Origin of the sequence: Pedobacter glucosidilyticus, from assembly GCF_002483235.1 — a bacterium.
GTDB lineage: Bacteria > Bacteroidota > Bacteroidia > Sphingobacteriales > Sphingobacteriaceae > Pseudopedobacter > Pseudopedobacter glucosidilyticum_B.
Genome location: NZ_DLHN01000028.1, coordinates 97410 through 119861, shown reverse-complemented (window position 1 = coordinate 119861; position 22452 = coordinate 97410). Strand labels below are relative to the sequence as shown.

The window sequence follows — 22452 nt, the reverse complement described above, 5'->3', positions numbered from 1 at the left end:
GAAAGATATTGAATTTAGCTGGATTTTATAAATATTAAAAGCCAATTATTTTACCCCATGCATTAATTTTTTCAATAATGGCGTTAATAGAATGATAAATACCCCTAAAGCAACCGGAATAATGGTGAAGATTAGGAAGAAGACCGACATAGAATAGTTAGCTGTAATCTGATCTATCATCCCTCCCATAGTACCTGCTATTTTATTACCAATGGCAATGGCTAAATACCAAATACCAAACATAATGGCTATCATCCTACCCGGTACCAGTTTACTTACGTAAGATAAACCTACTGGAGAGATACAAAGCTCGCCCATGGTGTGGAAAAAATATGCTAACACTAACCAAATCATGCTAACCGCTGCTGTTTGTGCTCCTTGCGGAATATCACTAGCACCATAAGCTAAAACTGCAAAACCAGTTCCTAATAACATCATTCCTACACCGTTTTTAACTGTTGCAGGCGGGTTATACTTACTTTCCCAAACCTTAGAAACCAAAGGTGCGCAACTGATGATGAATAAAGAGTTTAAAACACCAAACCACGTTGCCGGAACTTCTGATTTTACATCGCTATACTGCTGAGCAAGCATGTAGATAACAATTACCCAAATGATGATAAAACCAATAGCCAAAATGATATTTCCTAAAGCAAATCTTTTAAAAGTATTAGCGAAAAGCTTGAATAAAACATAAGAAATAATCACCAAAGGCACTACTGTAATTAAGGTATTGGCAATATTGAAAATCAGTTTATAATCGCCTGTTAAAATTCTAGCGGTATAATCACTAGCGAAAATAGTCATAGAACCACCAGCTTGTTCAAAAGAAGCCCAAAAGAAAATGGTAATAAAAGCCAAAATGATAACGGCTATCATTTTATCTCTTAAAACAGGTGTGTACTGAGAAATCCTTTTGATGAGGATGAATAAAAACAACACCAAGGCTGTTATAATCATAAAATTACTACCACTTAAGCCAGCAAGCTCAAAATTAAAGGCATTTACACTGGTGATTTTTGATACAGGGTCATTAATTACCCAAGTTAAACCTATTACTGATATTAAGCCTATCAACACTAAATCAAACTTAGAGAAAGGGTTCAGTTGTTCTTCCTCTTTAACTGCTGTGCCAGCAGCATTTGAGGCTTCTTCTTTTATCGGCTTTAAGCCAATATCACCAAAAATATTTTGGGTGAAATAGAATTGAAGCATCCCTACCAGCATGAAAATTCCGGCTAAACCAAAACCATAGCTCCATCCCCAATCCGGACTTTCGCCTATATAACCGCATAAAAGCATCCCTAAGAAAGCTCCAGAATTTACACCCATGTAGAAAATGGTATAAGCACCATCTTTCTTTTCAGGATGATTTTTATACATCTGCGCTACAATAGAAGTCATGTTAGGCTTAAAAAAACCATTACCAAACACCAACAAAGCCAAACCCAGATACATAAAAATTGGGTCTACCTCTATCGCCATAGATAAATGGCCCAAAGTCATCAATAAAGCACCAACAACTACGGCCCAGCGGTAACCAATAATTCTATCGGCTATGTAGCCCCCTAAAATAGGTGTGAGGTACGCAAAAGAAGTATAGGAGCCATAAATAGCTAAAGCATGTTCACGTGGCCAACCCCAACCTGGGTTATCGCCCATGATAGAAGAGGTTAGAAATAACACCAATAAGGCTCGCATTCCGTAATAAGAAAAGCGCTCCCACATTTCGGTAAAAAACAACACAAATAGCCCTGCTGGATGCCCTAAAACTTTAGATTTAAAAAAATCTTCTTCTGAAGATTGAAGATGCGTACTAGCCATAAATATCTAAGGATAATTTGAAAAGATGATATCTCAAAAATGTTTTTTGTCGCATTGAGCGGAGTCGAAATGTTTACAGACTTACCCAAAAAAGGCTTCGACTCCGCTCAGCCTGACAATATAGTTGCTTTGAGACAACCTCTACTATTTCAATATTAATTAATTGCTATGTAATTGTATAACTTGTATTCTTGAGAAACGAAAATATTACAAATTTGCCTTACTTCTGCTGATTAACCGGAGGAGCCAATTTTGTTGGATCTATAAACAGTTCATCACTAATATCGGGCTTATTTTGCAGCTTTACATTTTCTTGCAATTGCCATTTTCCATTTTTAAAACGGTAGGCATCGTAACTTAAATCGGGTCCGTACATAGAAGGTATACCTGCCATTTCTTCATTTGGTACGGCTAAATGATCTAAAACAATCAATTTATCATCCTTATCATAACGTAAAAGCATAGAAACACTACTGCTATACTCAAATACTTTACGGTTTAAGAAAAGCTTACTTTTAGCATCATCCTGTAATACGGGTTTCCCAAAAACTGCGTCTTTTCCGCTAAAAGATAGTATTTCTATCACTTTAGATGATGTGGTTAAAGATTTCCCCTTCCACCCTAGCAAAATATAATAAGGATCTTTGATGCCTAAAACCGGTATAATTTGATAATAAACAGCTCCGTACCATTGCTTGTTAGATAAGATTAAGCTGTTATCCAGAATTTGCGAAGTATAATCGGTTAAGGGAATAAGTTCTAACTGATTTGGATTATTTAATTGGATAGCCCCATAATATCTAAAAGAGCCATCATCTAAGGTTAAAAACCAGGTGAAGATTTTAAACTTTTTATCATCAGCAGTTTTTACTGTGATGTATCTCGATAAGCTATCAAAAGGATAAGCGAAAGCGTTTTTCTCTTTTAAAGCACTAATTAAAGTTCTTACAAATTTGTAATTCGCTTGAATACGGTTTTGCTCTAGTGAATCGTTAATCATCACTTCACCTAACTTTTGAAGCTCAAGCTCATAGCTCTGTATCGTTTCTGGCTTTACCTGAGCTTGAATACCGCTAAAAACTAAAAATAAGACAGTTAAAATACTGTAAAACTTCATTTAATTATGATTTTGAATAACTACTGCACTAGCGCCACCACCACCATTACAAATACCCGCAACACCATAACTTGCTTTATTTTGTTTTAGTATATGGATAAGCGTAACCAAGATACGGGCTCCGGAAGCCCCAAGTGGATGCCCCAAAGATACTGCTCCGCCTTTAATATTCACCTTAGTTTCATCTAAACTTAAAGCTTGATTATTGGCCAAAGCCACCACAGAAAAGGCCTCATTAATCTCAAAATAATCAATATCTGATGTTTTTAAGTTTGCCTTTTGCAAGGCTAAAGGAATTGCTTTTGCCGGGGCTGTAGTAAACCATTCTGGACTTTGCTGTGCATCTGCAAAAGAAATAAGATGCGCTAAAGGCACTAAACCTAGTTCCTGGGCTTTTTCTTTGCTCATTAAAATAAGTGCCGCAGCACCATCATTAATGGTGGATGCATTAGCAGCCGTAACCGTACCGTCTTTTTTAAATACGGGCTTTAGGTTGGGGATTTTATCAAAAAATACTTGAGAAATTTCTTCATCTGTTTGGATGAATGTTTCGTTACCTTTTTTATCTATCAGCCTTATCGGGATGATTTCATCAGTAAATAAACCATCAGCTGTAGCTTGTTGCGACCTCTTATAAGATTGTATAGCATAAGCATCTTGCTCTCCCCTAGTGATATTACATTCGCTGGCACAAAGTTCTGCTGCGCTACCCATGTGGTAATCGTTATAAACATCCCATAGGCCATCTTTTACTAAACCATCCGTTAACTCGCCATGCCCAAGCCTGTAACCATTTCTTGCTTTGGCTAAGTAATAAGGTACATTACTCATGCTTTCCATTCCGCCAGCCACCATAATGTCTTTATCTCCTGTAGCAATAGCTTGTGCGGCCAACATCACCGCTTTCATTCCAGAAGCACATACTTTATTGATGGTGGTTGCCGGAATATCGGGTAAACCTGCAAACTTAGCGGCTTGTGTGGCCGGTGCCTGCCCTACATTGGCCGAAAGCACATTGCCCATGTAAACTTCTTCTACTTTATTAGCCTCTAATCCTATTTTGTCTAAAGCGCCTTTAATAGCAAAACCACCCAATTGGCTTGCTGAAAAGCTTGATAAACTACCACCAAAACTACCAATGGGCGTTCTTACTGCCGAAACGATGACTACTTCTCTCATGCTTAAAAAATTGGTTGAAGCAATTTAGCGATATTATTAATGATTTTTAGGGGTGTGTGGAGAATTTAGGGGTTGGAGCTAAAAGAAAAATTTAGAAATTTCACTTTTAAAATATTATAAAATAATTTTTTAAGCCAAGGGATTATACCAATAGAATGCGTAATTGGTTTCTACAGACATAATGTCTCTGCTTTATCTGTCACTAGGTTATTCAAAGACATCCTCCAAAAAAATGGAACTAAGTTTAATCTACATTTTTTAAACCACGCTCTTTCAACACAATATTTAAGGCTTTTTTGTACTTAACATCCCAATTAAAACTGCTGCCATGGATAATATTCAAAAGTTGATTATCAGACATCTTGCGATAATAATCTACCAAGTCAGCAATCATTTTAAGTTGATTTTCTCTTTTGCTCATAAATATCTATGAATTATTTGCAAGCTATATACAATCGATTTAATTGTGTACCTCTAACTGCAAGTCTTAGAGGGCTAGATAAAGAGCAAATGCTTGACTTGTGCTTTCATTACTCTAATGCATTTATATCTATTAAACCTATACCTTCTTGATAATTCTTTTCACTACTATATAAATTATATACTGCATGCTTTACTACGCCCACTGAATAGGCACAAGTCAGGCTCTCCCTTTTCACCCTACTCACTAAGACTTGCGCCAGTGAGGGGTCAGCCATTTTTGTGCAAATTTGCTGTTGTGTATAGTTTTATTTTATCCATTTTGTTATTTATTGATGTGCTTCATATTCTCAGTATTTATAATTGAAGGTAAGATAATAACAAAAAAACCTTGTGTTACATCATCTGTTTTCGTATGGATTTTTGGTGGAAAAATAAATTGAATCTTCTGTTCATTTGTCAAATCACTTAATGTGTAATAATCGCAATGTTCGCCTTCTTTACCCTTAATTTGTGTGTAAACATTTTTATAAACATTTACATTGTGCTTTTCATTAAAATTATTTTTAATTTCGTTTCTCTCTTTCTCTAATTTCCAAGACGGGTCTTCTGGACAACATTTAGAACCATAGCATTCCTGAAAAAAATATTTTATTTCGTTTTCTTTCAAATCTGGGTTTTTAAAATTTATTTTTATAGAATTCTTTGAGTCGTCGATTCTTATACTTGAACTATCTATTTGGATCTTTGTATTATTTCTTTGAATATGATAAACTTTATTTTGTCTATAAGGATGCAACTTCAAACCAGAGTTTTTTCTCTCAGTTTCTTTAACATTATTATAATATTCCCAATCAGGTGTAATAAGTATAAATTCATTTTGACCACATAAGAATGAATTTCTGCTAAAAAATAATTTTGCAGGAATACGGTGGTCGTCATTGAAAATAACAATAGCTTCTTTTTGAGGTTTGATAGGTATATCAATTAAAAAATGAAATCCATCCGTAGATACATCTGTGTTATTAATCAAAATCACATTATTAAAAACGGAGTCTCGAATTGTTTGTGCGAACAAATTATTTATACAAAAAAGTAAGATTGTAAGTGTTAGTGTTTTTTTCATTATTCAGCTTTTATTTACTTAGATGCAAAAAAGGAAATAAAGGTTGGCTTTTTTGCTCAGTTCGGAAAAATTGCATACAACTATTATATATCCCATAAACCTGCGCAAATACAACCTACTAGATTGGTATATGTGCAAACATCAAGTTATTATTAATTTTTATAAAGCATAATTTAATCCAATTCCATAGGTATTTTTTATAAAACAGAATTTAACTCTAAATAAGCAAATATTTATTGTAAGTCAAAACCAGAACAGTTTTAACTATTTCAGATAAATGTTAAAGTAGTTCTATCCTACGTTTATCCTACGTTTATCTTACGTTAAACATTAAACTAAAAGAGCAATGTGGAAGGCAAAAGGCGGAAAGCTGAAGGCTTAAATCATCATAGGAATTTGACTTTCTTCTTTATCAATCCATTCTCCGTATTAAAAACTTAGAATTGTTTTAACCACAAAGAGCACAAAGTTCACAGAGCGCTTTTATAAGTCTATACCCAGCTTTGTGCCCTCTGCGTACTCCGTGGTAATAATTGAAAAGTAAAAAGGGAAAAATTAAAATTCAAAAACAGGAAATCATTCGAAAAAGCTTAAAGCAGAAGGCTAAAGGTGGAAAGCTTTAATCTATTCTACAACCGCTTGGCTCTTATTTTGACAGAGAACAATTCCTATAGTTTTATTCTCATCTGGCAACCTCATTTCGCGGTCATAGTAGTTTACATACATCTGCATTTGACCTAAATCCTGATGAGATAATTCTCCAATTTTTAAATCAATAAGAACGAAGCATTTAAGAATTCGGTTATAGAACACTAAGTCGACACGAAAATGCTTCTCGTCAAAAGTTATTCTTTTTTGTCTTGCAACGAAAGTAAATCCAGTACCAAGCTCCAGTAAGAAATGTTCTAATTTATCAATTAGTTTTTGTTCTAACTGGCTCTCTGAATAAATCGAATGTTCTGGTAATCCAATAAATTCTAATATATAAGGATCTTTAACTGCATCTTTAGCATGCTCAATAACTAATCCTTTCTGAGACAACTCTAAAACCTTGTCTTTATCTCTGCTTAAAGCCAAACGAGCGTAGAGAGCACTATCATATTGACGTTGAAGCTCCCTTAGGCTCCAGTTATTCTTAACAGATTCAATTTCATAAAATTTACGTTCTTTAGGGTCATCAATCCTCATAAGTTTTAAGTAATGAGACCAACTTAATTCAAATTCGTCAGACAGTGTCTGACCTTTTGAATACATGAGATAAAATGAACGCATTTGCTTAAGGTTAGTAGCAGAAAAACCTTTACCAAACTCCTGAATCAACCTCATAGAAAGTTCTTCAATAATCTGTTTACCGTATTCTGCCCTTTCTTTACCATTCTGCTCCTCTTCAACAATGAGTTTACCAACCTCGAAATATGTCCTAACCATTGTATGGTTAATGGTTTTAATTATTGAATTTCTTGCCTGTTTTAGCAAACTTGCTATTTTCTCAAAGAAATCTGATTGTTTATTAATCAATCCGTTCATCATATAAAGAATAAATAAGGTTGAAATTTATGAAAAAAGCTAGCTTATCAGGATATAAATGACTTAGAAAATTCAAAAGGTAAAATTCAAAACTAAAAACCCAAAACTCACAACTAAAAACTGATCATCAATCACTCAAAAATCAATCCTTCACTAAATAAAAATCCCCACCCAGAACTGGGAACTGGCAACTCACAACCGTCAACTATATAACTATTCAATTGTTTCCCAATATCCTGTTTTATCACTACTAATACGGTCTATTTTTCTGTTATTTTTAAGTTCTTTTATTTTACGTCTTACTGTGTGCTTAAGCTTATTTTCAAGCATTCGCTTATTTCGTTAGCCGTTATTTTATTGTTTTGCTTTATCAATAAAAATACAGTGTCATTTACAGTATCAATTTTAAGTTTTACAGTGTCATTTACAGTGCCAGCAAGAATATGTATTTCTCGGTTTTTAAGGCTAAAAGCGGAAGGCTTCAATCTATCATTCAAAAATCAATCCTTCAATAAATAAAAAAAAGATTGCTTCTTCGTTCCTCATCGCAATGAAAGAAAAATTAAAAGTCGCCGACGAAAACTGAAAACACAGACATGGAAACCAGAAACCAACCACCTGCAACTGCACCCCTATCCTGAAAATTCAAAAGGAAAAGATACACCTACCTTACCAAACTTTTTAATATACGTTTAACTAAGCCAGGGCCTTCATAAACAAAGCCTGTATAAACCTGAATCAGACTTGCCCCTGCTGCTAGCTTTTCTTGAGCATCCTTTGCACTATGTATACCTCCTACTCCAATAATAGGGAAAGCTTTATTAGATTTTTCTGATAAATAGCTAATGACCTCGGTAGACCTTTTTCCTACTGGTTTACCACTTACACCGCCCATTTCGTTTTTCAGAGATGCTGGTGCCTGTAATCCATCTCTGGAGATGGTGGTGTTTGTAGCTATAATACCAGCAATTTTAGTTTCTTGCACAATTTCTATAATGTCATCTAACTGAGAATTTGTTAAATCAGGAGCTATTTTTAATAAGATTGGTTTAGAAATACCATCCTTATGATTTCTTTGTTGTAAGGTGTTTAAAATATGTTTTAAAGGTTCTTTTTCTTGTAGAGCTCTTAAATTTGGAGTATTGGGAGAACTTACGTTAACAACAAAATAGTCTACCACATTAAATAACCTATCAAAACATTTGATATAATCATTTACGGCTTCTTCATTGGGTGTATTTTTATTTTTACCAATATTACCTCCTATAATTAAACCATCGCGTTTAATACTTTCCAATTTTCTGGCTAAAACATCAACACCCTTATTGTTGAAACCCATTCTGTTTATTAATGCAGCATCTTCTTGTAACCTGAACATTCTGGGTTTATCATTACCCGGCTGTGGTAAGGGTGTTACGGTACCAACTTCAATAAAACCAAAACCAAAATTTGCGAGCTCTTCTATATATTCGCCATTTTTATCGAAACCTGCGGCTAAACCAACAGGGTTTTTAAATTTCAAGCCAAAAAGTTCTCTCTCTAATGAAACATGATTAAAGCTGTATGCTTTTTTTAACAAAGCTGGTAGGCCCCATATTTTTTGAGCATTTTTTAAACTTCCGGTAACAAAATAGTGGATTTTTTCTGGGTCGAATTGAAAAAATAGTGGTTTAATAAGTTTGTACATGTAGGCAAATTTACAAATTTTTAATCCTAATAACTATGTAAAGGTTAGAATAGGCAGAAATCTTAAAACAAGAAAAGGATTGTTTACTTGATGTAAAACAATCCTTTTCTTTAAATAAAGCAGGCAATAATTATTCTAAGCTTGCCTCTTCATTAACAGCGTTTTCTGCAATTTCTGTCAGTAAAACATCTGCTTCTTTTTCCTCATTTAAAGTTTCTTCTAACAAAGCTTGTGCTTCTGTAAAACCTAATGTTCCGGCTAAAGCCCTTAAAGTGCCATAAGTGGCAATTTCGTAATGTTCTACTTTTTGCGCTGCGGAAATTAAAGCTACGTCTCTAACTTCGGTACCATCTTCGGTTTCCTCAATAAGCTCTTCTGCTTCTTTAATTAAACCTTCCATAGCATCACATTTTTTGGCTGTTGCTTTTTCTCCGATAGATTCAAATACGCTTTCTAAACGGGTAATTTGATTTTCGGTTTGGGTCAAGTGCTCTTCAAAAGCTGTTTTAAGTTGCTCTGAGGTAGCAGCTTTAGCCATTTTTTTAAGGCTTTTGGTTAAATGTTTCTCGGCCCAAAGGATATCTTTTAAAGAATCTACAAATAATTCTTTTAAAGCTCCTGATTCTTTTTCTGTTCTTTCTCTTTTAGCACCTTGTGCTTTAGAGGCTTTTGCTTTTGTTGTAGGCATGTTATTTTTTAAGGTATTTAATTTCTAAAAGCCAACCAATAACAATGCCATTAAAAAAGTTTAAAGATGTGTAACTGTATGTATGAATTAAATCATTTCTAGAAGTTTGGCTTAAGAACATACTTTTCGTAAAACCTAAAAATATGCTCTGCTGCTTCTTCTGCGGTATCTACCAGCCTAAATAAGTTTAAATCTTCTGGACTTATATTTCTTTCTTGTTCTAGCATGGTGTTTTTAATCCAATCTATTAAACCTGTCCAATAATCCTTTCCGACTAAAACTATTGGGAAACGGGCTATTTTTCCAGTTTGGATTAAAGTCATGGCTTCAAAAAGTTCGTCCATAGTACCAAAACCACCAGGCAAAACAATATATCCCTGAGAGTACTTCATAAACATTACCTTTCTAATAAAGAAGTAATCAAACTCTAAGATTTTATCTCTATCAATATATCGGTTATGAAATTGCTCAAAAGGTAATTCTATATTTAAACCTACAGATTTTCCTCCTGCTTCAAAAGCCCCTTTATTACCGGCTTCCATAATACCAGGGCCACCACCGGTAATAACACCATAACCACGCTCTGTTAATAGTTTACCGGTTTCTACAGCTATTTGGTAATACTTATTTTCTGTTGGTGTTCTGGCAGAACCGAAAATAGATACACAAGGACCTATTTTAGCAAGCTTTTCAAAACCATCTACAAACTCGGCCATGATTTTAAATATTTGCCAAGAATCTGTTACTTTTATTTCTTGCCAAGTTTTGTTCTCAAACGCACTTCTTATTTTCTCATCATTTGTCATAAACTTCTATTATATAGTTTCTCTTCGGCTGTAGTTTTGGTAGCTATTAAATACAGGCCTAAAAATGTTATCAATCCGTTAATTACTATCAATTCATTATCAAAAACATAACCACCTAAAATTGTTTTAGAATTTATGTTTAAAACATAACATATTGCTGGTGCTGCCAAACAAATAATAGGCACCCATTTATCTCTTACCCCTTTTTGTGCAAATAATCCAAAAGCATACAAACCCAATAAAGGCCCATAAGTGTAGGAAGCTACCGTAAAAATAGCACTTACAACAGCTTTATTGTTTACTTGGTTAAATAACAACACAACTAAAAACATCAGGATAGAAAAACCAATATGTACGGTATGTCTTACTTTAATGTATTTAGCATCATTGATATTTTCTTTTTTATCAAAGTTTAAAAAATCTACACAAAAAGAGGTGGTTAAGGCTGTTAAGGCCGAGTCTGTTGTGGCAAAAGTAGCCGCTGTTAAACCTAACATAAAAACAATAGCGGGCACTACAGCTAAATGGTTAAGGGCTATTTCTGGAAAAAGAAAATCTGTTCTGATGTTCCCTGTATCATCAACCGGAATAGCAATACCATTTTTGCTTGCGTAAACATAAAGTAAAGCACCAACACTTAAAAAAAATAAGTTGATCAATACAAAGATTCCTGTAAAGGTAAACATGTTTTTTTGTGCCTCTTTAATGTTTTTACAGCTTAAGTTCTTTTGCATCAAATCTTGGTCTAAGCCTATCATGGCAATGGTTACAAACATGCCTCCTAGTATTTGCTTAGCTACATGAAACTTGCTATCCATAAAATTCTCAAAGAAGAATATTTGGGAGTAGCCGCTCTGTTTAATAGTCTCAAAAGCTTCAATTACGTTTAAATTTAAGCTATTACAGATAAAATAAATGGTTAAAAGCACCGATAAAACTAAAAAAGTAGTTTGTAAAGTATCTGTAATGATGATGGTTTTTAAGCCTCCTTTGTAAGTATAAAGCCAAATTAACGCCAATGAAAGCAAAACCGTTAACCAAAATGGAACACCAAAGGCATCAAAAATAAAACGCTGCATCACAATAACCACCAGATACAACCTAAAAGCCGAACCAATGGTACGGCTCATTAGAAAAATAGCTGCTGCTGTTTTATAACTTACTACTCCTAATCTTTTTTCTATATAACCATAAATGGATGTTAAATTTAAACGATAATATAAAGGCAACAACACTGTAGCTACAATAATAAAACCTAAAGCATTACCCAATACAAACTGAAAATACTGAAACTGGTTACCTGCTGGTGCCCCCACCTGCCCCGGTACCGAAATAAAAGTTACGCCACTTAAAGCAGTACCTATCATCCCGAAAGCCACCAAATACCATTTAGAATTCCTATTGGCTATAAAAAAAGTAGAATTATCTGAAGACTTTTTTGAGGTGATAAATGCTATCGTTATCAACACAAAAAAATAAGACAGAATAAAGATTAATAAAGTAATGGGCGACATTTAAAGCTCGTTTTATCAATCGCTATTTAACATTTAATTTTTAATTTAGCAAAATGAATTTCTCCTCTAAATTATTAGAGAATGCCGTAAACGAATTTGGTAATTTACCCGGTATAGGTAAAAAAACTGCATTAAGGTTAGTTTTACACCTTTTAAAGGAAAGCAAAGAAGACGTTGATACCTTTGCTAGCAGCATTATTACCTTAAAAAACAACATTAAATACTGTAAAACCTGTCATAACATTTCTGATTTTGATATTTGCGAGATATGCAACTCTTTTAAAAGAGACCATTCTTTAATTTGTGTGGTTGAGGATACTAGAGATGTAATGGCTATTGAAAACACCAACCAATACCATGGTTTATATCATGTATTAAATGGTTTAATATCACCTATGGATGGTGTTGGCCCGGCAGATTTAACCATAGATTCTTTAGTTGAACGTATTAAAAATCATGAAACTAAAGAAATTATATTTGCCTTAAGTGCTACCATGGAGGGAGATACAACTATATTTTATCTGCACAAAAAACTTAAAGATTTTAATCTTAAAATAAGCACCATAGCAAGAGGTATTGCCTTTGGCGGAGAAATAGAATATGCCGATGAGATTACTTTAGGAAGATCTATTACTACTCGTGTTCCTTATGAAAACACCTTAAACAAATAAGCTTGAAACTATCTATCATTATTGTAAATTATAATGTAAGAGATTTGCTGCAACAAGCAATTGATTCTTTATTAGACGCTTGCAAAACCATAGAATACGAGTTTTTTGTGGTTGATAATGCCTCTGATGATAAAAGTGTGGAGATGCTGCAAAGCAATTATCCAGAAATTAAACTTATCTGTAATAACAACAATGTAGGCTTTTCAAAAGCTAATAATCAAGCTATCAAACAAGCTACCGGGGAATATATTTTAGTGGTAAATCCAGATACTATCACCAGTAAAGATACCCTAACCAAAACCATTGATTTTATGGATAAACACCCTGAAGCTGGTGGTTTAGGTTTGAGAATGATTAACGGACAAGGAGAATTTTTAAAAGAGTCTAAAAGGCAAATCCCTGGTATTTCAACAGTATTATTTCATTTTACAGGTATTTCTAAGCTTTTGCCTTCATCAAAGTTTTTTAATAGCTATTATGCACATCATATTGGAGAATTTGAAATTTCCGAAGTTGATATTTTAGCAGGAGCCTTTATGCTATTAAGAAAAAAAGCTTTAGCTAAGGCCGGTTTGTTTGATGAAGATTTTTTTATGTATGGCGAAGATATAGACTTATCATACCGACTAAAACTTAGCGGCTTCAAGAACTACTACTACGGTAATACTTATATCATTCATTTTAAAGGACAAAGTACCAAAAAGTATAATTGGCGATATATCAAGAATTTTTACGGAGCAATTCTGATATTTGCTAGGAAGTATTTTTTAAAATTTTAAATCATGGATTTTCAAAACAAAGTTGTTGTGATTACGGGTGCATCTAGCGGTATTGGCAAAGCACTAGCAGAAGAATTTGCTAAAAAAGGAGCCCATATTGCCATAGCTGCGAGACAGTATGTTAAACTTTGTGAAATTACCAATGAGATTCAGGAAAAATACAAAGTTAAGGCTTTAGCCATTCAGGCTGATGTAACACAAGAAGAAGACTGCAAAAACATCATCAACCAAACTTTATTTACCATGGGTCGTATTGATATTTTAATCAATAATGCAGGTATTTCTATGCGGGCTTTATTTAAAGATTTAGATTTAGAAGTTTTAAAAAGAGTAATGGATATTAACTTTTGGGGGACTGTTTATTGTACTAAATATGCTTTATCAGAATTAATTAATAATGGTGGTTCTGTGGTAGCTATATCCTCTATTGCAGGCTATAAGGGTTTACCAGGCAGAACGGGTTACTCGGCTTCAAAATTTGCTATGAATGGTTTTTTTGAAGCTCTAAGGGTAGAGCATTTAAAAACAGGTTTACATGTAATGGTAGCTTGCCCAGGCTTTACTGCATCTAATATCAGAAATGTAGCTTTAAATAGTGATGCTCTTCCGCAAGGAGAAACCAGTATGGATGAAGGTAAAATGATGACTGCCGAAGAAGTAGCTCGTAAAATTGTAAACGGCATAGCTGGCAGAAAAAACACTTTAATCATGACAGCCCAAGGAAAGCTAACCGTATTTCTACAAAAAATAGCCCCTAACTTTTTAAACCAATTGGTTTACAAGCATTTCACTAAAGAAAAAGATCCTTTGATTAGATAATTTATAATCTGCTTGTCTGTTTTTTAAGATAATCGGTTTTTTTATTTTTTAATTTTCAAAAAAATATCATATTTGCTGTTGCAATGAGACATACAAGTGTAAATACAATATGGTGGTGGCATTACGAAATATCGTAAGGCAAAACCTATTTGTATATACCTGATAAGATACTGTTAAGGGGCTGCCGTTGAGGATGCCCCTTTTTTATTTGATTTTTTTGAGCACATATTGATGAAAGAAATATTAAACCACCTATTTGAACATAAGACTTTAAGTACTTCTGAGTCTAAAGAAATATTAAAGAAAATTACGCTAGGCAGCTACAATAACTCGCAAATGGCAGCTTTTATGACCGCCTATTGTATGCGTTCTATTACGGTAGAAGAATTACAAGGTTTTAAGGACGCTATGATAGAGCTCTGCCTACCCGTAAAGCTTAACCAAAACTATAATCTGATAGATTTATGCGGTACAGGTGGCGATGGTAAAGACACTTTTAATATTTCTACCCTAGCTTCTTTTGTAGTGGCTGGTGCTGGCTATCATGTAGCTAAACACGGTAACTATGGCGTTTCATCTGGCTGTGGCTCTTCCAATGTGATGGAATATCTAGGCTATCAATTCACCAACAACGAAGATAAATTATTACAAAGTTTAGACGAGGCCGGAATTTGCTTTTTACATGCTCCTTTATTTCATCCAGCGATGAAACATATAGCACCCATTAGGAAAGAACTAGGCGTAAAAACTTTTTTCAATATGTTGGGACCTATGGTTAATCCTGCTCAACCACAAAATCAAATTGTTGGTGTTTTTAGTTTAGAGCTTGCTCGTTTATATGCTTATATATACCAAAATTCTACTATCAACTATACCATTTTGCATGCTTTAGAAGGTTATGACGAGGTTTCTCTAACCTGTGATTTTAAAACCTTCTCTAACCAAGGCGAACAATTACATGCCATTAAAGACTTAGGTTTTGATAAAATTGATGCCGAAATGATTACAGGTGGCTCAACCGTAGAAGATTCTGCCAAAATATTTTTAAGTGTTTTAAATAACAAAGCTACTATACAGCAAAGCAGCGTTGTTTTGGTAAATGCAGCTTTAGCCATCAAAACCATAGAAAGTAAATTAAGCTTTGCAGATTGCTTTTATAAAGCAGAAATGGCCTTGCTTAATGGTAGTGCATTAAAATCTTTCCAAAAACTTATAGATATCAGTAAAAACTAAGATGAGCTTAAAAATTAAAGTTTGCGGAATGAAGTATGAGGCTAACATCAATGCCTTAGGCTCTTTAGAACCAGATTTTATGGGTTTCATATTTTACCCAAAATCTGCCCGCTTTATTGGTGTTGATTTTGACCGTCAGGATGTGTTGAAACTTCCTAAACATATTATCAAAACTGCTGTTTATGTTAATGCATTGCAGCATGAGATTATAGAGTTTAGCAGAATTTATGGCATCGGCACAGTGCAACTTCACGGAGAGGAAAGTCCAGAACTTTGTCAAAACTTAAAAAAAGAAGGTTTTAAAGTGATTAAAGCATTTGGCATTCATCCTGATTTTGATTTTGATGAATTAACAGCTTATACAAATTGCGTTGATTTCTTTTTATTTGACACAAAAATTGATTCTTACGGTGGTTCTGGTAAAACTTTTGATTGGGATATCTTAAATCAATATCAATTAAATATACCATTTATGTTAAGTGGAGGTTTATCCATAGAAAACCTCGAAAAAGTAAAAAAACTAACACACCCGCAGCTATATGGTGTCGATTTAAATTCTAAATTTGAAGTTGAACCGGGTGTTAAAGATATAGCATTATTAGAAGAAGCATTTAAAATGATTAGAGCATAGTTATGGCACATACAAACTATAGAGTTACAGATAAAGGATATTATGGAGATTTTGGTGGGGCTTATATCCCAGAAATGTTATACCCTAATATTGAGGAGCTTAGAAATAATTATTTAAATATTATAGCGCAGCCAGATTTCCAAGCCGAATTTCAATCGCTATTAAAAGATTATGTGGGCAGGCCTTCACCATTATATCTGGCTAAAAGGTTATCAGAAAAATATGGTGCTACCATTTACCTCAAACGCGAAGATTTAAACCATACCGGTGCTCATAAAATCAATAATACCATTGGACAAATTCTTTTAGCCGAGAAATTAGGCAAAAAAAGAATTATTGCCGAGACCGGAGCCGGGCAACATGGTGTAGCAACGGCTACCGTTTGTGCTTTAAAAGGTTTAGAATGCGTGATTTATATGGGCGAAGTTGATATAGAAAGACAAGCGCCTAATGTTGCCCGTATGAAAATGATGGGTGCAACGGTTGTTCCTGCAACTTCTGGAAGTAAAACACTTAAAGATGCTACCAACGAGGCCATGAGAGACTGGATTAATAACCCGGTTGATACCCATTATATCATTGGTTCTGTAGTTGGGCCACACCCCTATCCAGAAATGGTATCTCGTTTTCAATCTATCATTTCTGAAGAAACTAAAAAACAATTGATAGAGCATACAGGCTCGCCATCACCAGATTATGTTTTAGCTTGTGTGGGCGGTGGCAGTAATGCTATGGGTATGTTTTACCATTTTTTGGATGATGAACATGTAAAACTTATTGCCGCAGAAGCAGCAGGTTTAGGCGTAAACTCTGGTCATTCGGCAGCTACTTCTGTATTAGGTAAAGAAGGTGTTTTACATGGCTCAAGAACCATTTTAATGCAAACAGAAGATGGCCAGGTGATAGAGCCTTATTCTATCTCTGCTGGTTTAGATTACCCGGGTATTGGCCCTCAACATGCACATTTACATAAAACCAAGCGTGTAGAATATGTAAGTATTACCGATGCTGAAGCTATGGATGCAAGTTTATTACTTTCTAAAATGGAAGGTATTATTCCTGCTATAGAATCGGCACACGCCTTGGCACAATTAGAAAAAATGACTTTTAAAGGTGATGAAATCGTGGTGGTTTGCTTATCAGGACGTGGCGATAAAGATTTAAACACCTTTATGAAATATTTCAACCTTTAAATAATAGATAAAAAACCTTTAAAGCTTGCTTAAAGCTTTTATATTTTATACATGAACCGACTTAAACAACTATTCGATAAAAAAGACAAAGATATTTTATCGGTATATTTTACAGCAGGATACCCTACTTTAGATGCTACACTTAAAATTGCCGAGGAGCTTCAAAAAGCTGGAGCTGATTTTTTAGAAATAGGTTTCCCCTACTCAGACCCTTTGGCAGACGGACCTGTTATTCAAAAAAGTTCTGAAGTAGCCATAGAAAACGGTATGACTTTAAAAGTGCTGTTTGAGCAATTGAAATCTTTAAGAGAAAAAATCCATATCCCTGTTTTACTGATGGGTTATGCCAACCCTATGATCCAATATGGTGTAAAAGAGTTCTGTAAAAAAGCTGCAGAAGTTGGTGTTGATGGCGTTATTGTACCAGATTTACCGATGTACGAATATGAAGAACTTTATAAAGACGATTTCATTGATAACGGTTTAAGCAACGTTTTTTTGGTTACGCCACAAACTTCAGAAGAAAGAATCAGAAAAATTGATGGTTTATCTAATGGCTTTATCTATTTATTATCTTCATCCTCTACTACAGGTAAAGCCTTAAATGTATCAGACGAAATTGGTATCTATTACCAAAGGGTTAAAGATATGAATCTCAAAAATCCGTTAATTATTGGTTTTGGTATATCAGACCAAAAAAGCTTTGAAAGAGCCAACCAATATGCAAACGGAGCTATCGTTGGTAGTGCATTTGTTAAAACTCTTGCCGATAAGGATGATTATTTATCACACATACCTGCTTTTGTAAAAGCAATTAAAGGCTAATTTAGAAAATGAAGATTTAAGATGAGTAAGGCTATATGCTGAGGCTTTTCTGTGATATTAAAAACCTAATGATATAAGCATAGTCGGGGTATTTTTTACAATATCTAGGAAAACCCCGACTATGCTCTTGATACATAAATCTTAATTCCCTCTATAAGTGGAGTAACCATAAGGTGATAAGGTAATGGGCACATGGTAATGTTCCTTATCCACAAGTTCAAAAACTACTTCTATAAACGGATAAAATGATTTTTGACCCAAAGATTTAAAGTATGGGCTTGTATGAAATGTTAATTTGTAAACTCCGGTATTATCTTTTCCATCTTGTTTCAAAAAATCTTTTATTCTACCATTGCTATCTGTATTTTTCTCATCAACCTTAATCCAATTATCTTGCTTATCTTTTTTAGATAATGTAATCTTTACGTTTGTAGCTGGCTTGCCTGTGGTAATATCTAGAATATGACTAGACAACTGAAATATTGGCTCTTGTGAAAAACTGACCTGCGCTAAAAGTATCAAAGCAAGCATAAGAAACGTGTGTTTTTTCATTTTTTTTATCATTTTAATGAGGAACATTTATACAAAGTAATTAGAAATAAAAACCTAAGCTCGGTTGAACCGTTAAAAGTCTTTAAATCTTCACTACTTATGGTTTGATTAACTCTAAACTTGCGGTTTTGTTTTGAAGATGCTGTAGGAAGAAGTTCCATCTTCATGATGAATAAGAAACAAGCATGAGCTTTTAGCTCGGTATTTGTATTTATTGCCGATTTATTTATTTGTTGCGAACCAGTTTACAATAGCAGGCATATTTTTTTTAAAGCCCCCTGGAATATAAAAGTTGATAAACCCTGCTCTTTCAGTCGTTTTATTGGTAAAATCATGAATTGTTTTTGAAGGAATTCTGATGAAAGTACCTTGATCAGCGTCTATCCATTTATCCCCAACAAGAAACGAAATTGTACCCTCCAACATATAAAAAACTTCGTCATTATCATCATGTTGATGAGCGCCAACACCCTCAAAACCAGGTTCAATCCACCATTCCGAAATACTATATTTTTCGTTAGTTTCATTTTCATCTGCTTTAAAAATTGCAGTCATTTTTCCGCAGTTATAAACACGACCTTGTTCTTTTGTTAAGATTAAAACCTCTGACTGATGATGTTGATGTTTCATTGTATTAGGTTACTGTTTAAGTTTTCTTAAAATATGTGAAGCAACTTAAATGATTTGTAAAAAACTGAGCGACAATAGACTTGCTATATTACTAAACAGTTTTAATAACCACAATACCATGTTTCGGAATGGTAAACTGCTGATTATTCTTAAGCTTTCCAAGATTTTTGTGCTGCCATAAATCTCTTATTTTACTATAAGCATCAATTTTCAACTTCTCTGCTGTAGCATTAAACACGGCCTCTTTGTCTCCTCTATTAAATATGGCTATTGCTTTATGTTTACCTTGTGTACCTAGTGGTTTTAACCAAACTTCTACACCACCTTCTTTTAAAATTCTTTGTGCTTGTTTAAATCCTTTATCCTGATTTAAAGCGATAAGCTCTTTATTAGTCAGAATTTCTAATGTTTGTAAAGACATATTCCTTAAATCATTACCTGCTAATAAAGGAGAATTTAACATACACCACATAGAAAAATGACTTTTATCTTCATCGTAGCTCATTCCTCTGCCTACTTGTAGCATATCCATATCATTATAATGACCGGCTGAAGCATATTTATATAGCTCTGCATTTAAATCTATGATCTTTAAAATTGAAGAAAACTTTTCTACAATATCACCAGAAACACGCCATGAATCAGCTTTTCTGATTACCCATTCTCCTGGAAATTTCCATCTGCAAACATTAAAAACAATATCATCATCAATAGCCTTAACAGCATCAATAATTTTCAGATATTCCGTAGCTTCATCAAGCTTCATTTTTTCTGCACCACACCAGTCTACTTTTAAAAAATCATAACCCCATTCTTTAAAAAACAAATCACAATCTTGCTTTACAAAACCATAAATGCCTACTCCTAGTCCTCTTTCGTCTTGATCGTACATAGAACCACAAGTATTTTTACCAGCATCAGTATAAATACCGGCTTTAAGTTTCTTACTATGGATGTAATCTGCTAGCGCTTTCATACCAGAAGGGAATTTTTGTGGATGAGAAAACAACTTACCTGCTGAATCTCTACCTCCAAAATAGCCATCATCAATATTAACAAAACGATAACCTGCTTGGTATAAACCCGAAGTAATCATTGCATCCGCTTGCTGTTTAATCAATTCTTCATTGATATGTATTCTAAAGTTATTCCAACTGCTCCAACCCATTATAGGTGCTTTTGGCTTTTGAGCAAATGAAGAAATAAAGAACAAAAGACAAAAGCAAACAAGGATAGATTTCCTTTTACAATCATTTAAAATATTCATCAAAATGGATTTTACGATGTTTAAAATTGGTGTTTAAATATAAGGACTATTTTTAAAAAAACAGCTCTAATCTAAAGAAAAATCGATTTCCAAAAATATTTTAAAGAACATAAAACTGGCCCTTTAAAAAGCTGAAGGCTTAATGCTAAAGGCGAAAAGCTTTTACGAAACTATCAATGGATTCTATATCAATCAAAAATCAATCAATCAATCAATCAATCAATCAATCAATCAATCAATCAATCAATCAATGATTCAACTACCTATGTGCCTTTAAAAATAAGATGACCCGGCGCTAAAGCATCTAAATCTGGTTCTGATTTGAAAATACCGTAAACAGAAGCCCCGCTCCCACTCATCAAAGCAAACAAAGCTCCTGCTTCTAATAAAGCGGCTTTTACGCCTCTAATTGTAGGATGAGCTTGTAAAATATGTCTTTCGAAATCATTTTTAATTTTCCCCTGCCATTCTTCAACGGGTAATTGAATCAAATCTTTTAAAGAAGTAGCTGGTTCTTGTGGTTTTACCCCTCTGTAAGCTTCTCCGGTAGAAACATGTACGGGAGGCATTACCAAAACCAGATAGTAAGTAGATAAATCTAAAGTTATAGGCTCAAAAAAATCTCCTTTACCATGTGCAAAAAGAGGTTTGTTTTCTATAAAAAAAGCACAATCTGCACCCAGTTTACGGCAATAGGCTTGCAGCTCCTCTGTACCTAAACCTAAGCTAAACTTTTCGTTCACCAGTTTCAAGAAAAACGCAGCATCTGCCGAGCCTCCGCCCAAACCCGCACCTATAGGAATTTGCTTATGTAAATGAATGCTGACATTAGGTAAATCAAAATCTTTCCTTAATAAATCATAAGCCTTTAAACATAGGTTTTCATTGGCATGACCAGGAATTTCTATCCCTGATGATTCAAACCTCATTTCGCTAGCCTCTATAACTTCCAAAGCATCTTTTATTTGTACTGGATAAAAAATAGTTTCTAAGTTGTGATAACCATCATTTCTACGACTGATGATATTTAAACCAATATTTATTTTAGCATTTGGAAAGGCTATCATGGATATTAACAATTAAGAGTTTTGCACATTAATAGGATAGCAAATATAGATTATTTTAATTTGCAGATTCAGGATATTCCCAATGAAACAATATTTAGATTTAATGCGCCATGTTTTAGAAAATGGCACACAAAAACATGATAGAACGGGTACCGGTACCATCAGTGTTTTTGGTTATCAGATGCGCTTTAACCTCGAAGAAGGTTTCCCTATGGTAACCACCAAAAAATTGCATCTTAAATCTATCATCCACGAGTTGATTTGGTTTTTAAGCGGCGATACCAACATCAAATATTTAAAAGATAATGGTGTTAGAATTTGGGATGAGTGGGCTGATGAAAAAGGTAATTTAGGTCCGGTTTACGGCTCGCAATGGCGCTCTTGGCCTACGCCAGATGGTAGACATATCGATCAGATTTCGCAAATCATCAACCAAATTAAAAACAATCCAGATTCTAGAAGAATTATTGTTTCTGCTTGGAACGTTGCCGAAATAGAAAACATGGCTTTGCCGCCTTGTCACAGCTTTTTCCAGTTTTATGTAGCTGATGGTAAATTAAGCTGCCAGCTTTACCAACGTAGTGCCGATATTTTCTTGGGTGTACCTTTTAACATTGCTTCTTATGCCCTCTTAACCATGATGGTAGCGCAAGTATGCGGTTTAAAACCTGGTGATTTTGTACATACTTTGGGCGATGCGCATCTCTACAATAACCATTTAGAGCAAACCAAACTGCAATTAACAAGAGAACCAAGGCCTTTGCCTACCATGCAAATCAATCCGGATGTGAAAGATATTTTTGGTTTTAAATACGAAGATTTCACTTTGTTAAATTACGATCCACATCCACATATTAAAGCAGAAGTAGCGGTATAAGGTTTATCCATACAATAAAT

The 22452-nt window shown here is 34.1% G+C and carries 22 protein-coding genes; 8 read left to right on the top strand and 14 right to left on the bottom strand.

Annotated features, from left to right (window positions below; translation table 11 throughout):
• Nucleotides 1-45: 45 nt before the first annotated feature.
• The 10 genes from B2745_RS12890 to B2745_RS12845 form a co-directional block, all read right to left on the bottom strand.
• The gene (locus tag B2745_RS12890) at nt 46-1824 is read right to left on the bottom strand and encodes a peptide MFS transporter (RefSeq protein WP_304067332.1); all 1779 of its coding nucleotides are present in this window, start codon (nt 1822-1824) and stop codon (nt 46-48) included.
• A gap of 220 nt (nt 1825-2044) precedes the next feature.
• Nucleotides 2045-2941 (bottom strand): hypothetical protein, encoded by an 897-nt coding sequence (locus B2745_RS12885; RefSeq protein WP_304067329.1) that lies wholly within the window; start codon nt 2939-2941, stop codon nt 2045-2047.
• The gene (locus tag B2745_RS12880; RefSeq protein ID WP_304067327.1) at nt 2942-4120 is read right to left on the bottom strand and encodes an acetyl-CoA C-acyltransferase; all 1179 of its coding nucleotides are present in this window, start codon (nt 4118-4120) and stop codon (nt 2942-2944) included.
• A gap of 244 nt (nt 4121-4364) precedes the next feature.
• A complete protein-coding gene (locus B2745_RS12875; protein ID WP_304067324.1) occupies nt 4365-4541 on the bottom strand; it encodes a hypothetical protein in 177 nt (58 codons plus the stop codon).
• Nucleotides 4542-4865: 324 nt separating this feature from the next.
• Entirely contained in the window at nt 4866-5666 is an 801-nt protein-coding gene (locus tag B2745_RS12870) for a hypothetical protein (protein WP_304067321.1), read from the bottom strand.
• A 624-nt stretch (nt 5667-6290) separates the two neighbouring features.
• Nucleotides 6291-7196 carry a PDDEXK nuclease domain-containing protein gene (locus B2745_RS12865; protein ID WP_304067318.1) on the bottom strand — a complete coding sequence of 302 codons (906 nt, stop codon included), beginning with the start codon at nt 7194-7196 and terminating at the stop codon, nt 6291-6293.
• A 661-nt stretch (nt 7197-7857) separates the two neighbouring features.
• A complete protein-coding gene (locus B2745_RS12860) occupies nt 7858-8880 on the bottom strand; it encodes a quinone-dependent dihydroorotate dehydrogenase (RefSeq protein ID WP_304067315.1) in 1023 nt (340 codons plus the stop codon).
• A 130-nt stretch (nt 8881-9010) separates the two neighbouring features.
• Complete coding sequence (locus B2745_RS12855) at nt 9011-9568, bottom strand: ferritin-like domain-containing protein (RefSeq protein ID WP_304067312.1); 558 nt, start codon at nt 9566-9568, stop codon at nt 9011-9013.
• A 98-nt stretch (nt 9569-9666) separates the two neighbouring features.
• Complete coding sequence (locus B2745_RS12850; RefSeq protein ID WP_026904732.1) at nt 9667-10374, bottom strand: TIGR00730 family Rossman fold protein; 708 nt, start codon at nt 10372-10374, stop codon at nt 9667-9669.
• Nucleotides 10371-11888, bottom strand: coding sequence for a sodium:solute symporter (locus B2745_RS12845; protein ID WP_304067310.1), 1518 nt, complete (start codon nt 11886-11888; stop codon nt 10371-10373). The genes B2745_RS12850 and B2745_RS12845 overlap by 4 nt, the downstream gene beginning before the upstream one ends.
• 53 nt (nt 11889-11941) lie before the next feature.
• Here B2745_RS12845 and recR point away from each other — a divergent pair, with 53 nt between their 5' ends.
• From recR to trpA, 7 genes are all read left to right on the top strand, one after another.
• Nucleotides 11942-12559 (top strand): recombination mediator RecR, encoded by a 618-nt coding sequence (gene recR, locus B2745_RS12840; RefSeq protein ID WP_304067307.1) that lies wholly within the window; start codon nt 11942-11944, stop codon nt 12557-12559.
• 2 nt (nt 12560-12561) lie between these two features.
• The gene (locus B2745_RS12835) at nt 12562-13338 is read left to right on the top strand and encodes a glycosyltransferase family 2 protein (RefSeq protein WP_304067304.1); all 777 of its coding nucleotides are present in this window, start codon (nt 12562-12564) and stop codon (nt 13336-13338) included.
• A 3-nt stretch (nt 13339-13341) separates the two neighbouring features.
• A complete protein-coding gene (locus tag B2745_RS12830) occupies nt 13342-14157 on the top strand; it encodes an SDR family oxidoreductase (protein WP_304067302.1) in 816 nt (271 codons plus the stop codon).
• Nucleotides 14158-14388: 231 nt separating this feature from the next.
• Nucleotides 14389-15390, top strand: a complete 1002-nt coding sequence (trpD, locus tag B2745_RS12825; protein ID WP_304067299.1) for an anthranilate phosphoribosyltransferase — start codon at nt 14389-14391, stop codon at nt 15388-15390.
• 1 nt (nt 15391) lies between these two features.
• Nucleotides 15392-16021: a phosphoribosylanthranilate isomerase gene (locus B2745_RS12820; RefSeq protein ID WP_304067296.1), complete on the top strand. Its 630-nt coding sequence runs from the start codon at nt 15392-15394 to the stop codon at nt 16019-16021.
• A gap of 2 nt (nt 16022-16023) precedes the next feature.
• The gene (gene trpB, locus B2745_RS12815; protein ID WP_026904726.1) at nt 16024-17214 is read left to right on the top strand and encodes a tryptophan synthase subunit beta; all 1191 of its coding nucleotides are present in this window, start codon (nt 16024-16026) and stop codon (nt 17212-17214) included.
• A 51-nt stretch (nt 17215-17265) separates the two neighbouring features.
• Nucleotides 17266-18039, top strand: a complete 774-nt coding sequence (gene trpA / locus B2745_RS12810; protein WP_304067293.1) for a tryptophan synthase subunit alpha — start codon at nt 17266-17268, stop codon at nt 18037-18039.
• 141 nt (nt 18040-18180) lie between these two features.
• Here the strand turns inward: trpA and uraH are convergent, their stop codons facing one another.
• The 4 genes from uraH to ispE form a co-directional block, all read right to left on the bottom strand.
• Nucleotides 18181-18591: a hydroxyisourate hydrolase gene (uraH, locus tag B2745_RS12805; protein WP_304067290.1), complete on the bottom strand. Its 411-nt coding sequence runs from the start codon at nt 18589-18591 to the stop codon at nt 18181-18183.
• A gap of 222 nt (nt 18592-18813) precedes the next feature.
• Nucleotides 18814-19221: a cupin domain-containing protein gene (locus B2745_RS12800; protein WP_304067287.1), complete on the bottom strand. Its 408-nt coding sequence runs from the start codon at nt 19219-19221 to the stop codon at nt 18814-18816.
• A 91-nt stretch (nt 19222-19312) separates the two neighbouring features.
• Entirely contained in the window at nt 19313-20389 is a 1077-nt protein-coding gene (locus B2745_RS12795; protein ID WP_414691934.1) for a glycoside hydrolase family 27 protein, read from the bottom strand.
• Between the two features lie 362 nt (nt 20390-20751).
• Nucleotides 20752-21555: a 4-(cytidine 5'-diphospho)-2-C-methyl-D-erythritol kinase gene (ispE, locus tag B2745_RS12790; protein WP_304067283.1), complete on the bottom strand. Its 804-nt coding sequence runs from the start codon at nt 21553-21555 to the stop codon at nt 20752-20754.
• An 82-nt stretch (nt 21556-21637) separates the two neighbouring features.
• On the opposite strand from ispE, the gene B2745_RS12785 reads away from it, so the two are divergent.
• Nucleotides 21638-22432: a thymidylate synthase gene (locus B2745_RS12785; protein WP_304067280.1), complete on the top strand. Its 795-nt coding sequence runs from the start codon at nt 21638-21640 to the stop codon at nt 22430-22432.
• Nucleotides 22433-22452: the final 20 nt, after the last annotated feature.